This is a genomic window from Shewanella bicestrii (genome assembly GCF_002216875.1).
GTDB lineage: Bacteria > Pseudomonadota > Gammaproteobacteria > Enterobacterales > Shewanellaceae > Shewanella > Shewanella seohaensis.
On sequence record NZ_CP022358.1, the window covers coordinates 3,705,595 to 3,721,326 of the forward strand.

A 15,732-nucleotide genomic window follows, 5' to 3' on the forward strand; every position below is an offset into this window, starting at 1 on the left:
CGGCTTTAACTTACAGCGCGACAAACAACTGAGCGCCGATAATCACCGCGCCGAGCAAACCCGCAATCCCGAGGGCAAATGTGCCGCCAGACACTTGGTATCCCTGCGGCGTGGCTTGGCGCTGACGCAGTGCCATCACGATCGGCAGGAAGATAATCATCACCACCAGTGGAACAGCGGCAAAGCCTAATACCGCAACAAAACCTTCGGGGACATAGAGCGCGCACAACAGCGGCGGCACAAAGGTTAACAACCAGGTTTGGGCGCGACCGAGGAAGGTCTTCTTCGCGCGGGTCAGTTCGGCCACAAAATCATACAGGCTTAAGGTGACCCCGAGGAAAGAGGTGATTAAGGCTAAATCCGCAAACAGCGAAATACATTTGCTGATCCAAGGCGTGTGGGCAATCTCTTGTAATGCACTGATAAGCGCAGGTAAAGAGCCATTAAAGCTGCTGATTTCGGTGCCACCCACTGTGCCTAAGGTCACCAATAACCAGAAGATATAACACGCGAGCGGAATGGTTGAACCGATTAATAATACTTTGCGCAGCGACACGGCATCGCCATCCAAATAACGTACTAAGGTCGCAATACACACGTGAAAACCGAAGGAGGTAAACACCACGGGAATCGCCGCCATCCAACTGCTAGTCATGGACTCGGCCACCGCACTGGTTGCCATACTCGAGATACTGACTTCGGGTAATAAAAACAGCACAACCACAATCAGTAATAAAATCATCAGCGAAAACAAGAAGCGCGAGGCTTTATCGACCCAAGCCACCCCTAAGGCCGCAAATCCACCCAGCACTAAGGTAAACAGCACGACCGCGAGTTGGTTGTCTAACACTAGGTCGAACATATTTTTGGCTTTAAGCACTAACAGCGATGAGCCGCCTGTCAAATACGCCGCCGTTAAGGCAAAGAGTAAGCTGAGAAAGGAGGCGCCTTGCACCATTTGGCCTTTCTTGCCGAGGAGTTTGCCCGTGATGGCGTGGACGTTATCACCGACGCCTGAGCGTAGGTTAATCTCAAGCATTAACAATGAGGTATAGGCTGACAAGCCCCAAATCACCACCATTAACAAAATGGCTGGCACCATGCCTAAAGCGGCCGTGGCTAAGGGTAAGGCTAACATTCCCGCGCCAATGGCGGTCCCCGCGACAATGGCTATCGAGCCTAACATTTTTGAATTCACACAATTATCCTGTTCAAGTATTAATTATTATTTTTTAAGGTTTTTTGAGTAGATTTGAAGGATAAAGCCTTGCGCACTCTGTGATTAAGCCAACAGCAATCTCAAACGAAAAGCGTCACTAAACTTAAAGCATCCAATCCGATCTCAAAGAGCAGATCAATTGGCCCCAATAGCTTTTGAATATTTCAACCCAGTCGCCATTGAGGCTAACTAAATCGTTTGCAGAAAAGTGACATTAATTTCAACCGTGATTGCCTTAGCAAAGCAGCGACATCGCGCGTAAAAGAAGATAGCTCTGGACATTAACAGAGCCAACCCCAGCGGGCAAGCCAGTTATAGACAAAGATGACGCCGCTTTGGCTATCCGAAGGGGAAATGTGAGTAAAAGATAAAAAATCGAGGCGGAACTGTTATCAAAACAATAAACCCTGCAACACCTGTGGCATTGCAGGGTTTATCAATCAGTTTAGCGATTCGCTCACGGGGATACGGGATTGCGCTAAAGCGGATTAACGCGACTCACAATCCGCTTATTCCCCAGTTAACCGATTACAGCTCAGTCCAAGCCATATTCCAAGAGCCGCCGACACCCGGTTCAAACCCAGTTGCAGTTGGCGACCATTGCATGCAATAACCGCTGTAAGGCCAAGGTTTACATTGATAGACCTTGCCAGTTTTAGGTTGCAGCACTTTAGTGCCCGCCACATAGTTTTTAACTCCCTCGGGGAAGACAAAATCGGCATCCGGCGCTGTGGTTTGATCTTTTAAGAACAGATCGAAGTTTTGCTGGATAACTTCGCCTTGCTTCGGCTCGCCCTTCACTTGTAAGTGATAATGGCCAGCCTTTGGCGCGACGACATCAAGCACTAGACTCGCACTAGTATTGTTGACCGCTTGCGTGACATATCCAGCTGCCGTGCCATCGTGGCTAAACAGGTAAGCCGAGACCTGCATTTCCGCATTAGTGCTGACATCGAAACTGACCTTTGCGGCACCATCGACAATGGTGTAATCATCGGCCAGTGACGTGACATCGAGCTGATTGCCCGGCGCAGGCGCAATATCAAAGCTCACTTCCACTCGCTCTAGGCCCGAATTAGGCGCGGCATAAATCTCATTTTTACCGTAGACGGGCGAGATCACCCCTGAGGCATTCTTCTGCCCCGCCTTAAGTTGTGGCTGCTGGGCATTAATGGCACTGGCTAACAGGAATGGCCAATTTTGCTTGGCGCCTTGAGTGGTGTCGGCAATGGTTATCTGAGTTTGCTTGGCAGTTTGCTCGCCATTAGCATCAAACACCCGCGTCATCACCTTATCGCCCGCCTTAAGATCGAGTGACGGATTGATATCGCCAATATCGGTCCACTCGCCCGGCACCACAACACCTGAGCTAAAGTTCACATCGATAGCATTATAGAAACTGTTGGTGGTATCACCCACTTCCCACACGGCCAAAATCACGTGATAACCGCTTCTGTCTTCAGGCACATAACAGTTATGTGTCACTAACTTAGGCGGCTGAACCATGCCACCGTCGACCACACAGAAGGGAGCTAAGTCAAAGCTTGCACGGCTCAACGCTTGGTTTTGATCCCAGCCTTGACGAGTTAAATAGTAACGCCAATTGCGGGTCACATGGTTAGCGGTGAACTGCCAGCTAAAGTCATTCCAACCCGACTTAATGTCATGCTTAGACCAACGACTTGGGCTCTGTTCATCCAAGGGAGAAAACGCCGCGTTGGCTGCACTGGCAATTTTGCCGTCGGCAGGGCCTGACTCAGGAAAACCTGATGGGCCTTCAACACTTTGCGGTTCCCATTGAACGGCGCCGCAGTTTAAATTGCTGCCAGTTTTACAGGCATATGAACGTGATTCAGGTGAAACCACATAACCGTGGGCCGACGCCGTTTGGCTAACTAGCGCACTCGTAGCGCTTAGGGCCAAGGCAATCAGGCTTAAACGAGCCAGTTTTGGGTGTTTACGGTTAGCATTTGTGATTGATGTAAAAGCAGTTAGATGTGCCACTTTATTGTACTCCGTAGGGCGCCTTTCTCGACGAGATTGGCATAGGTATAAAAGTGGTATTTAGGCAAAACAGCATTAAGCAAAGCCGTTTATTTTTCAAAGAATTGAAAGCATCAGCTCAATTCTGAGGCAACCCCGCTATCTTAGTTTCAACATCCCTTTACAACCTTAGACCGGAGGCTTTGCGTCCTAATTTTTCAATTAGTTTGCCAAATACGGTGGATCTCCATTTAAGTTAACAGTATGTAACTTAAACATTGAGACCCGGCTAACCTAACAACAAAAGACAGCGTTGTCAAAATTTAAATTATTACAATTCAATGCGTTACAAAACACTGAGCGGTATTTTATTGGCACCTGTCAGATTATTTGCCCTCTGACTCGATGAGTTTAATCTTGAAACCCTGTTGCACTTGGGTATAATGCCCACCTCGCTTCGGGGGAGTAGCTAACTGGATTTCGAGCCATCGATATTCAGGGTGAACATCAACATACTTGGCCGCATGCCATGGTGTTCACAGCAAATCATCGATTTGTCCTGCAAGACCTGAGCACAGTAACCGCACCTAGGGGTGGACGGTCTATTGTGCTTATGTCAAAAACCACCCCTAAAAGGATCACACTTGGAAGCGTTACTCGCCTCAACCTTTACGGTTGCCATCGCCGAGATTGGCGATAAAACCCAACTGCTTGCCCTATTACTCGCTGCAAGATTTAAAAATAAAACCGCGATTATCATGGGTATTTTACTCTCGACTCTGTTTAACCATTTTGCCGCCGCCTGGCTTGGCCAATGGGCGATTAACTGGGTGAGCCCAGATGTAGCACGCTACTTGGTTGCCGCCTCCTTCTTTGCGATTGCACTCTGGGTACTGATCCCCGATAAAGTGGACGCCGAAGAGAGCCGTTTCTATAAGATGGGACCCTTTGTTGCGACCTTTATTCTGTTCTTTATCGCCGAAATGGGCGACAAAACCCAAATCGCAACTGTCGTTTTAGCCGCTAAATACGATGCCTTAGCCATGGTGGTTGCAGGTACTACTTTGGGTATGTTGCTAGCGAACGTCCCAGTGGTTATTGCGGGACATTTTAGTGCCGAAAAATTACCAATGAAGTGGATCCACAGGGGCTGCGCAATTTTGTTTGCCCTGCTCGGCGTAGCAACCTTAATGGTTAACTGATTGATAAAATGAAGATAAACAAAAAGGCCAGTGATAACACTGGCCTTTTTTATGGGGTTAACGAATTAACTTATAACCCGAGTGCAGTTTGGATACGTTGACCGTAATCAGCATCGGCTTTGTGGAAATGTGCCAGCATACGTTGCTGTACCTCTACACTTGCCTGACGCAGTGAGCCAGAAATCGTTTCCACTAAGCGTGCTTTCTCGGCTTCGCTGAAGATGCGATACAAGTTACCCGCCTGAGTGTAATCATCCTGATTGTAACGGCTGTAACGCGCTGCTTCGCCATCTAAACGCAGTGGTGGCTCGGCAAAGTTTGCCGGTTCAACTAAAGCACCCGCTGTGCTGTTTGGGCCATAGTTAGCCGCGGCATCGCCACCGGTTTGACTACCGTGGTACGGGCATTGTGTTCCCGCCATGGCACCCGCACGTTGGTGATGGTTAGCTTTAGTCGCATGTGGGCAGTTTACGGGTAACTGGTTGTAGTTCGCCCCAATTCGGTAACGCTGCGCATCGGCATAGGCGAATAAACGCGCCTGCAACATCTTGTCGGGCGATGCGCCCACACCTGGTACTAAGTTGCTCGGTGCTAATGCCACTTGCTCGACTTCGGCAAAGTAGTTTTGCGGTAAACGATTTAGCTCTAACACACCAATCTCAATTAACGGGTAATCGCCATGTGGCCACACCTTAGTCAAATCGAATGGGTTGATATGGTAAGTGTTGGCATCAGCCTCAGGCATAATCTGTACGTTCACAGTCCAACGAGGGAAGTTACCGTCGGTCACAGCTACCACCATATCGCGCTGGGATGAGTCAGGGTCGATACCCTTTAACTTATCGGCTTGCTCATTAGTTAAGTTCACCACGCCTTGCTGCGATTTGAAGTGGAACTTCACCCAGAAACGCTCACCTTTAGCATTCCAGAACGAGAAAGTATGCGAACCATAACCATGCATTTGGCGGTAGTTTGCCGGAATACCACGGTCAGACATCAGAATCGTCACTTGATGCATGGCTTCAGGGTTTAATGACCAGAAGTCCCACATCGCTTGTGGATCTTTCAAATTCGTCAATGGGTTACGCTTTTGAGTATGGATAAAGTCTGGGAACTTAATCCCATCACGCAGGAAGAAAGTCGGCGTGTTGTTACCCACGATATCGTGATTACCACGGGCGGTATAGAAGCGCAGACCAAAACCACGGGGATCGCGCTCGGCATCGGCAGAACCCATTTCACCACCCACAGTAGAGAAACGCACGAAGGTCTCAGTTTGCTTACCCACACCGTTAAAGTGATCGGCGATGGTGTATTCGCTTAAGTCTTTAGTCAGGGTGAAAGTACCGTATACGCCAGTCCCTTTCGCATGCACAACACGCTCAGGAATACGCTCACGGTTAAAGTGGGCAAGTTTTTCAATTAAATGCCAATCTTGCAGTAGTAAGGGACCACGCTCACCCGCTGACAATGAGTTTTGATCGTCAGCAATTGGAGAACCGCTTTGGCTTGTTAAATACTGTTGACTCATATCTTGCTCCTCATTCTTGATTGGTGTTAACCCAAGATTCAATTAAATCGTAAATGGTGGCCATGGCTTCTCTCCTTGGCAGGGCGACGTGTTGTCGATGGAGTTAGAATAGGCAAAAATACGAATTCAATAAAACGATTAATATAGATTCAAATAATCTACATTTCAGATTAACGAAGAGTGCTTAGATCATTCAGGGAGTAAATTTCACTCCCCGTATGTGATGAAATAGCCAGCAACAGAATAAAGAGTTTACCTGCCGCAACGCAAACCGACTTGGCAAAAATGAGAACTCGAGCTTAAGACAAACTTAAAAAATACTTCAATTGATTCAAAGTGCTACATATTACTCATTGACAGAACTCGCCTGTTCGCGATAGATAACGACCAAGTAATAGGCATCGATTAACACGATAAAAAAGTTAACCGCCGCCACCGGATAAGCTTGTATCGCAACCCCATAGGCAACGAACAATGCCGACCCCAACAAGTTCCACCAGCGTAACTTTTTGATGTTAGACATCATCAAAGAGATGGCCACCACCACAGACGCCAAATAACCAACCCATTCCCACATCATTGCACTATCCATATCACGTCCTTATTTATCGATTGATACAACTAAAACAGGTTGGTTGAGCCTTCTTAGCGTTGTACTACCGCCGCCGTCATCCTTGAAATACAGGTCAACTCCCCTGCACTATTATGGATTAAGATTTCCCACACCGAACTGCGTTTCCCCAAATGAACTGGTTTAGCCGTCGCGGTCAGTACGCCATTACGCGAAGCGCGTAAATGGTTGGCGTTAATCTCTTGTCCAACACAATAATATTGCTCGAAATCCACCACAAAGTTTGCGGCATAGCTGGCCACGGTTTCGGCCAGTGCCACGTTCGCGCCGCCATGGACAATGCCTAAGGGGTTATGTATGGCGGGCGTGGCAGGCATAGTTGCCTTCATATAATCATCGCCAATCTCGCTGATCTCAATCCCTAGGGTCTGCATCAGGGTGCCTTTGCCCCCCATACCAGCATCTAAACGGGCACAATCCTCTAAGGTGACAGGTCTAAACCAAATACTCATTTCAACATCCTAGTAAAGAAAACCAGCTAGCAGTTTACTAAGAAGTGACTGAAGTTCAACACATAAGCATTGGCTAATAACAGCCAGATAATGGCAAGGAGTCGCTACGCCTAAGTTAACCAATGCTTTGTGACAGCAAAACGACTAAACCAGACTAAGAACATTCCCCACAGGATCACCACGCTCGGCATCATAAGGGCATCGCTACCCAATACCGCAGCCGCCTGCTGAATACCAAATACATAGCCCATTTGCACCAATACGGCGACAAGAGACGCGAGCAACACTTTATAAGAAAAGGCTTTTTAATGAGTAACAACAGACAACCTATAACGCCAGAAACCACCGCAAACCCAAACACACAGTCGAGCCAAGCGGGTGTCGATTCATAGAGCTTTATTTGATCTGGGCTCATTTGCGCCATGGCCTCAGGCGTCATGGTCATTTGGATAACAAATGCCAATAAGCCCATGATGTTCCATAACAAACTGATGAATGCGACAAAATAAAACCACAGTGGCGCTTTTGCCACGCCGATTGCATGGTCGGAGTCAGTTGCTGCCATGTCCGCTCTCCTTGTCATCAAGGTACATAAAGTCCCACAACAACAGTGCCATAAAAAAGGGATGGTAAAACCATCCCTTAGCTCTGAGTTTAGCTCACAAACTCAGTTGTGAGCGTGCAATCACTCGATTAACGGCGACGGCGTTGTAAGCCGAATAGAGATAGCAAGGCTAGACCCAAGTATCCTAACGCACCACCATCATCCTTTGGTTTTGGCTCAGGTTTTGGTGGCTCAACAGGTGCTGGGTAGCTAAGTGCGACAATAACGGGATCGTGGTCAGATGCTGAGAAAGCATTCTCAGATTTGGCCAGTTCACCAGAGAATTTTTTGCCGTATTCGAACAGGTTAGATTCCACCGAGTTGATATGCCAATCTTCGATATCCACTAAACGCTTGGCAAGACTGGTGTTTGCTAAGGCATGGTCGAGGTTACCTAACTCACCGTTGTAGCTGTATGAGTAAGTTCCAGCGCCGTGGGCCTGAGTATTGAGGTTGATTAGGCCATAGCCCTTCTCAATCTTGCTACCTTGGCGCTCAAACACTTTGCCATCTAAGGTGGTCCATGAGGCGGTCATGATATCGCGCTCAGACTTGCTCGCATCGTAATCGGTCAATACGCGGATAGGATCTTCCATGCCGTAGGCATTCATATCGCCAATCACCAGCAGATCGCCTTTAACGTCTTTTAAGGCTTCGCCGAGCACTTTAGCAGCCGATACGCGGAAGGCATTACACTTGCCCTGTTGATCGGCCGGATCGACTGACTCTTCGAAGTTGACCCAATCTTCTAAACAGCCTGAACCTTTTGATTTCAGATGGTTAACAACAACTGTTAAGTTCTGATCATGGATCTTAAAGGTTTGCGCTAAGCTGTGACGTTGGTACGCATCGTTGCCAGGGTTCGTTTCAGTCTTGCCATCTTTAATACGAGTCACACTGCCAGCAGTCGCGTGTTGCTCTGGGGTATCAATCGCACGAGCCGCACCCGCAAGGCTCACTTTACCCGCGCGGTAAAGCATACCCACAGTAATAGCATCGCTACCGAAGTACTTACCGTCGTATTTATCTTCGTCGGTGATTTCAACGAAGCTGTAAGCATTTTCAGCAGTTTGCTTCTCGTTTAAGGCATCGACTAAGTTCTTAATCGCGCTCTTTTCACCAAAACCGTTGTTAGCGATTTCCATTAAACCGACAATATCGGCGTTCATGGCGGTAATGGCGCTGACAATTTTTGCGCGTTGCAGCAACATTTCTTCTTCGGTCAAGGCGCCGCGGTTACTGCCCGATGGGTTAGTATCACCACCAACAACATCGTTAAAGAAGTTCAGCACGTTAAAGCTGGCGACACGGATATCGCCCTTAGTGGCGACACTTGGTGCGTCGGTTCTGTCATCACCGCGGATAAAGTCACCAGCGGTAATAGTGTTGGTCGCCACTAAACGGTAAGCACCATAGCTGTAACCAATCACACCTTCGAGATTGGTCAGCTGATCACCCACACGGATATAACCGGTTTCGACGTTAAAGTCAGGGAAGTAAGGAATAACACCATCGGCTGGCTTGTAGTCAGATTCAATAAACAGCTGATTTTCAAGGTTAGATTTAACTAAAGCAGTCGCTTCTGCTGACAATGCTGGATAAAGCTGAGTTGGCTTCATCAATGGCGCCTTGTAAGACACCAACATGTTATTGCGACGGCCAGCATAATCGTAGCTGAAGGTGCGGCTGATCTTCAGATCGCTACCAGCATCCAGTTTCACGTTCATGCCTTCGTAGCGCTCTAAAGCCTGCGCTAAAGTTTCGCCATCGGCCACATAGAATGGCGCCGCAGCTGGGACTTCGCCCTTAGCACCGACTTCGAATTTCTTATCGGTTTTGATATCGATTTGGGTTAGGCCGAAGTATTCCTTCACCTTACCCTGAACACAGACTTCAACACCGGGTTGAATCGCTTCTGGTGGATTCTCACCTAAAAACACGAACACGCCGTCGGAAGTGTATGGCGAGTTATCGCCCTTCACTTCTTGGAGATAGAAACCTTTGAATAAGCTCTCGCCACGGGCAGTCACCACACCGCGAACCGTCACTTCGCTTTCAGACTCGAATGCACCTTCAGGCACATAAGGGCTAGATTCACCCGCGCCTTGGACTTGATAAATCGGAACGATTTTAGCGCCGCTGCAGCTAAAGACTGGCGTTTCAGGCTCAGTTGGCGTATCTAACGAACCTAAACCTGTGAAAGTGTCCTTAGGTAATTGTTCCCACTGGGCAGGATTAAAGACAGTGCTGGCGACTAATGCGTCGAGTTTACGCTTAAGGGTGACATCGAGCCCCCACCCAGTCGGCGTTGGCACATCACCGATAATATCGACCACAGCGCCATCTTTAACTAAGGCAACCGCATCGCCACCGTTAAAACTTAAAGAACCCGAAAAACTGTCGACACCTTGAGGAAGGGTAATGACTGCGCTTGAGTTTAAAATAACTTTTGTCGATTTTGGCGCAATACTTTGTCCATCTAATACCTGCATATCTAAGGCATCAGTGGCGCCATCTTTATAACGAACGAGTTTATAACCCGCCAAATCAATTGCCGTATCACCGCTGTTATATAACTCGATAGCTTTGTTGTTTGAGCTACCTTCAACATATTCAGTGATCATCACATCAGCGCTTGCCATCATTGGCAAAGCTGCGGCCACAGCTAAAGATATAGCCGTTAACTTATTAACATTATCCATATTATCAACCCCATTATTATAATATCGCCGCTAATTTTTATTAACGTGCGGGCGGATTATTCCAGAGTTGAATTGCTAAAAAAAGAGGGGAAGATCTCACTATGCATGCATAAGATATTGATGGAAATGAAATTTTACAAAATAAACTGTCTTGTATTCAGAACAGTGATATAACACAAAAGTATTAAGCAGTAAGAAAACAATAAGTAAGATAAAGACATCACAGTGATATACCAGTGTGAAATCGAACAAATAACAATCAAAAAATAAATGTGATATTTTGATGATATTTTTAAGTGCACCATCCTGAATAATATAAGCGTTTTCGATAATTTAAATCATCGCAATTTATTTAAAACTTAATTATTCGATCATTATTTTGAAATATTATTCGTTGAAAAACGAATACTCCTTATCCGTCTTTTAAACGCTAGCTCGATTTAAAAAGCTTGGCGGTGGGTCATTTGCGAGATGGTATAAAACGGGTAAACAAACTCCTCCATGATTTTATTTGTATCGATTGCAGCACTGCTTAGTCATTTCGAGTGCAAAAAAATACCGCCCTGTGTGGGCGGTATTTTATGAGTGAACGAGTTAACCCGAGTTAAGCCGTTATCACGGTAAATTACTTTTTAGCAGGCTCAGCAGCAGGAGCCGCTTGTGCTTTCTCAATTGATTTCAGTTCAACTTCAAAAATCAGGGTTGAGTTTGGTGGAATAGTACCAGTATCGCGGTCGCCATAAGCTAAGTTTGCAGGGATAACAAACTTGTACTTAGCGCCCACAGGCATTAACTGTACGCCTTCAGTCCAACCAGGAATAACGCGGTTTAATGGGAACTTAGCCGTTTGACCACGCTTGTATGAGCTATCAAACTCAGTACCGTCAAGCAGTGTACCTACGTAATCCACTTCTACAGTGTCTTCAGCCGCTGGCTTGTCACCAGAACCTGGTGTTAACACTTCGTATTGCAGACCCGATTCAGTGGTCACTACGCCAGGCTTAGCTTTGTTTTCCTCGAGGAACTTTTTACCATCCTCGATGTTTTTCGCAGCAATGGCTTTAGCTTGTTCTGTACGTTTGTCGTTTAACTTTTTGTCTAAACCTTGAAGAATGGTTTGCATTTCTTCTTCGGTTAATTTCAGTTGATCATTCAGACCGTTAGTAAAACCAGTTACGATCAGCGCGCGGTCAACTGGCAGGCCTAATTCTTCTTGCTCTTTGATATGGCCAGACATATAACGACCGATTGAAGCGCCAACACTGTAGGCTTCTTTTTGTGCTTCAGTCGTTAATTCAACATTTGTGCTTGCGTTTGTTGCTTTTTCTTCTTGATTACAAGCAGATAGGCCAATAACAGCCAATGCAACTAACGATAATTTATAAATCGATTTCATTAAAGCTTCCTCAGCATCCTCAAGCGGTTACAATAACCTAAGCGCGACAACTGTATACTAGTTATCTGGGTTATACCAACTAGATTCTGTTATGTGTTAACTGTGATTAATCTCACTCTACCGGACTAGAGACACCAACTTTAGGAGCAAGTTCATGAAGAAAACCCTACTGCTGGTATTTTGCACACTTTTTTTAGCAGCATGTCAGCCCAAAGCCGATGATATTAGAGTTATTTCACAGGAACCCTCATACAGCGCGAGCCTCTCTAGCGACGGCAATATCGCCATTGTCGCCACCCAAAGCCAAGGGGTGCAATGTTGGGACTTAACCACCCACAGCCTCAAGTACCAATGGGTGCATGGCGACCTGAATACCGGCGTCACGGCCACCGCCATTTCCCCTAACGGTGAGTTCGCCGCATCGTTAAGCCGCGATTCAGTTGCCCTATGGACAATAGCCGACGGTAAATCCCGAGGATGGTGGTCGCTGCCCGCCTCGGGTGAGAGTGTCGCCGTGGCGAATAATGGCGCCCTGCTCATAGGCCTAAACGATGGCAGTGTGATGTCACTCAATGCGGCCAAAACGGCATTGATTAAATTTTTAGGCCATAAGGAAAGGGTGAATACCGTTGCGCTTTCCGCTGATGGACGCATTGCCCTCTCAGGCTCTAACGACATGCAGGCTATCCTGTGGCAAGCACAAACGGGGCAGCCGATCCACACTTGGGATATAGGGAGTCGGGTGACTAAGGTGGCACTCAACGACAGTGGCACATTAAGCTTTACCAATGGCAGTACCAATGAGGCGAAGATTTGGGATAACACCAATGGTAAGCTGTTAAATCAATTAGAGATTAAACGCAGGCAAATGACCTTCTCGGCGGTGCGTTTCGCTAAGCAAGACAGCCAGCTGCTCACAGGCACGCCCGCACGCGAAGTCATACTCTGGCAACGCCAAACGGGTAAACCTATTGCTAAGTGGCAAATTGCGCTGACTAAAAACAGCCAAAACCGAGGAGCCGTTGTATACTCTGTGGCAATTCGAGATACCAATAAAGTGGTTAGTATCAGTAGCCAAGGCTTAATCGAGACTTGGCAGGAGTAGAGGTTAGTCATGCAAGGCGTACAAGAACAGATTGAAGAGCTGCAAATGAAAATGGCTTTTCAAGAGCTCACGGTCGAAGAGTTAAACCAAGAGGTCATTAAGCTGAACCAGCTCATCGCCCATCAGCAACATCAAATTCAGTTATTGATTGGTAAATTAAAAGCGATGGAACCCAGCAATATTGCGACCCAAGCCGAAGAAACGCCGCCACCCCATTACTAATGTGATAGCGGATAACCCCATCCGTTAACGACACAATGGCCCATAAATATCCAAGGAATGCGATGTTTAAAGATGCGATATCACCCACACCCAGTCAGCCACTGCCTATTGCCGTGGTGGGTGAAGCCATTTTAAAAGAGCAAGCCATTGAAGTTCGCGACTTCGATACGGCCTTGAGTCAATTAGCAGAGCAGATGGCAGTGAGCATGGCGGCCGCGAAAGGCGTTGGCATTGCCGCACCGCAAGTACACAGCCCGCTGGCACTGTTTATCATGGCATCACGGCCGAACGAGCGTTATCCCGATGCGCCGCTGATGGACCCCGTTGTGGTGGTCAACCCAGAGATCTTGTCAGCCTCTGCGGATTTAGTTTGCGGTGAAGAAGGTTGTTTATCGGTTCCCGGACAAAGGTTTACAATTTGGCGCCACCAGCAGATAGTGGTGCGCTATCAAAACCTGGCAGGACGATGGCAACGCTCTGAGTTAACAGGTTTTATTGCACGTATTTTTCAACATGAGTTTGATCATCTTCAGGGGATCACTTTGCTTGAGCGTTCACAAATGCCAGAACAAAAACACATGGCGCGAGAAGGTAAACCACAGGCATGAATAGCACCTTCATTCACTCTTTAATCAAACCCACACTCAGCACGCTGATGCTCGCCGCGATCTTAGGCTCGAGCGGTTGTGCCTATAACAGTATTTTTATCAATTATCCGGCACAAATTGCACCGATAAAACAAGAACTCAATACCGCAACGCCCATGGCGGATATCGAGAAATTAGCCAGCAATATCCAAGGTAACGATGGCCTACTCTACGCCCAAGAAGCGGGACGTGTGGCGCAGGTTGCCGGAGACTTTGCCAGCAGCCGTAAGTACTACCAGCAAGCGGTCGAGGCCTATACAGCCTTCGATGATAAAGCCAAGATTAGCGCCAGCGACATAGGCGCAACCGCCACAAGCTTGGTATTAAACGATAATGCCATCCCCTACCGTGGCCCAGGCTACGAGCGCATTATGCTGCACCAATATCAAGCCCTGAATTACCTGTTCAGCGGTGATTATCAAGGCGCCTTAGTGGAAGTTCGCCGCAGTAACGAGCTGCAAGGTTCTGAGCAGGAGCGTTATCAGAAATCACAAAAATCCGTGCAGGCCATGGCCAATGGCACTATAGATGCCGAAATGAATAAGCTCGGCCAAGCCGCAGGTACGGTAACCAGCTCCTTCCTCAACGCCTACAGCTACTACACGACGGGATTGCTTCACGAGGTTTTGGGCGAGCCAAACGATGCCTTTATCGACTATCGTAAAGCGGCGCAAATCAGCCCTGATAACACTTATCTGCAACAGGATTTAGTGCGTCTTGCCAAGCAACTCGGCATGCCACAATATGATGAGTTTAAAAAGCGCTGGGGCGATGCCAAGTTTCCCAAGGCGGGCGAAGGCCAAGTCATCCTAATGGTCGAAAAGGGCTTTGTACCTGAAAAACAAGCGCTCACAGTGCCCTTCACTATCCATGGCAACTGGCAAACCGTGTCTCTGGCCACCTATGGGCCGAATAATAGTGTTGTCGCCGAGACCCAAGTACAAGGCTTAGGTACAGTGCTCAAAACCGAGCCCATCGCCAATATCGATGCCTTAGCGATTAACGCGCTCAAAGAAGATTTACCCGGCACCTTAGTTCGCCAAGTCGCGCGGGTGTATGCCAAATCGGAAATGGCCTATCAGGTCGAAAAAAGCGGTAAGCCCGGCAACAATGCCGCCGATATTGGCAGTATCGCCATGCAGATTTTTAACGTGGTTAGCGAACAGGCGGATCGCCGCAGTTGGTTGACCCTGCCAAAGCAGGCGCAAATTGGCAGACGTTACCTCAATCCTGGGGAATACACGCTGCAGTTGGACAAGGCACCACCGGCCAAAATTGAAGTTGCCGCAGGCAAGACCACCTTGGTCTGGGCAATTGATACTGGTAATTACACCCGAATTTATTCAATAATCATTTAACCTAGCGGTGAATGTTTGAATAAAACGAGTGTCATTAAGTTTTTACAATCACAAAATGGAACTGACTATGAAACAATTTAAACTGATTTTTGTGCTGGCTGCCGTAATGGGTCTGGCTGCATGTCAATCGAAAGTCGAGTATGGCGATGCCACAGAAGTGGAAACCGTTAACGAAAACTTTGGCTCAACGGATCTGCAAGCCATCGCCGCTAAGATGGTCGATAGCATGATGACTTTCCCACCTATCGTGGCCATGACGGCGAACAACCGCCCAATTTTGTTTGTCGATAGCATCAAAAACAAAACCTCTGAGCATATCGACACTGAGTCTGTAACCGACTCTATCAGCAACAAGTTACTGCGCTCAGGTAAGTTCCGTTTTATCGACATGACAAAAGTAGATTCAGTTCGTAAGCAACTGGATTACCAAAACAATACCGGTATGGTTGACCCATCAACCGCCATCAAGTTTGGCCGTCAAATCGGCGCCCAATACATGCTGTATGGCAACCTGTCTAGCATCGTTAAGCAAGATGGCAGCACCAAAGACGTTTACTACAAGATGACTATGCGTCTGATGGACTTAGAAACAGGCCTGATCGAATGGTCTGACGAAAAAGAAATCCGTAAGACTAAGTCTAAGTCTTTCTTAGGCATGTAATCCCGCTAAGCCCCATGGG

Annotated in this window: 13 protein-coding genes, 1 pseudogene and 1 riboswitch; of the genes and pseudogenes, 6 read left to right on the forward strand and 8 right to left on the reverse strand. The window is 47.5% G+C overall.

Going from position 1 to position 15,732, the window contains the following annotated elements:
- Positions 1–10 precede the first annotated feature (10 nt).
- Both CF168_RS16240 and gbpA read right to left on the reverse strand, forming a co-directional pair.
- A complete protein-coding gene (locus tag CF168_RS16240; RefSeq protein ID WP_011625389.1) occupies positions 11–1,186 on the reverse strand; it encodes an aromatic amino acid transport family protein in 1,176 nt (391 codons plus the stop codon).
- A 561-nt stretch (positions 1,187–1,747) separates the two neighbouring features.
- A complete protein-coding gene (gene gbpA, locus CF168_RS16245; RefSeq protein ID WP_089068341.1) occupies positions 1,748–3,223 on the reverse strand; it encodes an N-acetylglucosamine-binding protein GbpA in 1,476 nt (491 codons plus the stop codon).
- 125 nt (positions 3,224–3,348) lie between these two features.
- A riboswitch (cyclic di-GMP riboswitch) is annotated at positions 3,349–3,444 on the reverse strand.
- Positions 3,445–3,846: 402 nt separating this feature from the next.
- Between gbpA and CF168_RS16250 the strand changes: the two genes are divergently transcribed.
- Positions 3,847–4,404 carry a TMEM165/GDT1 family protein gene (locus CF168_RS16250; protein ID WP_089068342.1) on the forward strand — a complete coding sequence of 186 codons (558 nt, stop codon included), beginning with the start codon at positions 3,847–3,849 and terminating at the stop codon, positions 4,402–4,404.
- 70 nt (positions 4,405–4,474) lie between these two features.
- Here CF168_RS16250 and katB read toward each other — a convergent pair whose 3' ends face one another.
- The 6 genes and pseudogenes from katB to fkpA form a co-directional block, all read right to left on the reverse strand.
- A complete protein-coding gene (katB, locus tag CF168_RS16255; protein ID WP_011623773.1) occupies positions 4,475–5,935 on the reverse strand; it encodes a catalase KatB in 1,461 nt (486 codons plus the stop codon).
- A gap of 346 nt (positions 5,936–6,281) precedes the next feature.
- On the reverse strand, positions 6,282–6,527 hold the full coding sequence (locus CF168_RS16260; protein ID WP_086902120.1) for a YgjV family protein: 246 nt from the start codon (positions 6,525–6,527) through the stop codon (positions 6,282–6,284).
- A 53-nt stretch (positions 6,528–6,580) separates the two neighbouring features.
- Positions 6,581–7,018, reverse strand: coding sequence for a PaaI family thioesterase (locus CF168_RS16265; protein WP_089068343.1), 438 nt, complete (start codon positions 7,016–7,018; stop codon positions 6,581–6,583).
- A gap of 110 nt (positions 7,019–7,128) precedes the next feature.
- Positions 7,129–7,583, reverse strand: a pseudogene (locus CF168_RS22690) (hypothetical protein).
- 128 nt (positions 7,584–7,711) lie between these two features.
- Positions 7,712–10,324 (reverse strand): extracellular exonuclease ExeM, encoded by a 2,613-nt coding sequence (gene exeM / locus CF168_RS16275; RefSeq protein WP_089068344.1) that lies wholly within the window; start codon positions 10,322–10,324, stop codon positions 7,712–7,714.
- A gap of 625 nt (positions 10,325–10,949) precedes the next feature.
- Complete coding sequence (gene fkpA / locus CF168_RS16280; RefSeq protein WP_011716036.1) at positions 10,950–11,720, reverse strand: FKBP-type peptidyl-prolyl cis-trans isomerase; 771 nt, start codon at positions 11,718–11,720, stop codon at positions 10,950–10,952.
- Positions 11,721–11,874: 154 nt separating this feature from the next.
- On the opposite strand from fkpA, the gene CF168_RS16285 reads away from it, so the two are divergent.
- The 5 genes from CF168_RS16285 to lpoB all read left to right on the forward strand — a co-directional run bounded on the left by CF168_RS16285 (position 11,875) and on the right by lpoB (position 15,713).
- Positions 11,875–12,825 carry a WD40 repeat domain-containing protein gene (locus CF168_RS16285; RefSeq protein ID WP_089068345.1) on the forward strand — a complete coding sequence of 317 codons (951 nt, stop codon included), beginning with the start codon at positions 11,875–11,877 and terminating at the stop codon, positions 12,823–12,825.
- Between the two features lie 9 nt (positions 12,826–12,834).
- A complete protein-coding gene (locus CF168_RS16290; protein WP_011625380.1) occupies positions 12,835–13,047 on the forward strand; it encodes a SlyX family protein in 213 nt (70 codons plus the stop codon).
- Between the two features lie 62 nt (positions 13,048–13,109).
- Entirely contained in the window at positions 13,110–13,655 is a 546-nt protein-coding gene (gene def, locus CF168_RS16295; RefSeq protein WP_089068346.1) for a peptide deformylase, read from the forward strand.
- On the forward strand, positions 13,652–15,052 hold the full coding sequence (locus tag CF168_RS16300) for a COG3014 family protein (RefSeq protein ID WP_089068347.1): 1,401 nt from the start codon (positions 13,652–13,654) through the stop codon (positions 15,050–15,052). Before def ends, CF168_RS16300 begins: the two co-directional genes overlap by 4 nt.
- A 67-nt stretch (positions 15,053–15,119) precedes the next feature.
- Positions 15,120–15,713 (forward strand): penicillin-binding protein activator LpoB, encoded by a 594-nt coding sequence (lpoB, locus tag CF168_RS16305; protein WP_007645693.1) that lies wholly within the window; start codon positions 15,120–15,122, stop codon positions 15,711–15,713.
- The last annotated feature ends 19 nt before the right edge of the window (positions 15,714–15,732 follow it).

Coding starts and splice junctions, on each gene's coding strand:
- CF168_RS16240 (WP_011625389.1), bottom strand. CDS start 1,186: ATGTTAGGCTCGATAGCCATTGTCGCGGGGACCGCCATTGGCGCGGGA.
- katB (WP_011623773.1), bottom strand. CDS start 5,935: ATGAGTCAACAGTATTTAACAAGCCAAAGCGGTTCTCCAATTGCTGAC.
- CF168_RS16260 (WP_086902120.1), bottom strand. CDS start 6,527: ATGGATAGTGCAATGATGTGGGAATGGGTTGGTTATTTGGCGTCTGTG.
- CF168_RS16265 (WP_089068343.1), bottom strand. CDS start 7,018: ATGAGTATTTGGTTTAGACCTGTCACCTTAGAGGATTGTGCCCGTTTA.
- exeM (WP_089068344.1), bottom strand. CDS start 10,324: ATGGATAATGTTAATAAGTTAACGGCTATATCTTTAGCTGTGGCCGCA.
- fkpA (WP_011716036.1), bottom strand. CDS start 11,720: ATGAAATCGATTTATAAATTATCGTTAGTTGCATTGGCTGTTATTGGC.
- CF168_RS16285 (WP_089068345.1), top strand. CDS start 11,875: ATGAAGAAAACCCTACTGCTGGTATTTTGCACACTTTTTTTAGCAGCA.
- CF168_RS16290 (WP_011625380.1), top strand. CDS start 12,835: ATGCAAGGCGTACAAGAACAGATTGAAGAGCTGCAAATGAAAATGGCT.
- def (WP_089068346.1), top strand. CDS start 13,110: ATGTTTAAAGATGCGATATCACCCACACCCAGTCAGCCACTGCCTATT.
- CF168_RS16300 (WP_089068347.1), top strand. CDS start 13,652: ATGAATAGCACCTTCATTCACTCTTTAATCAAACCCACACTCAGCACG.
- lpoB (WP_007645693.1), top strand. CDS start 15,120: ATGAAACAATTTAAACTGATTTTTGTGCTGGCTGCCGTAATGGGTCTG.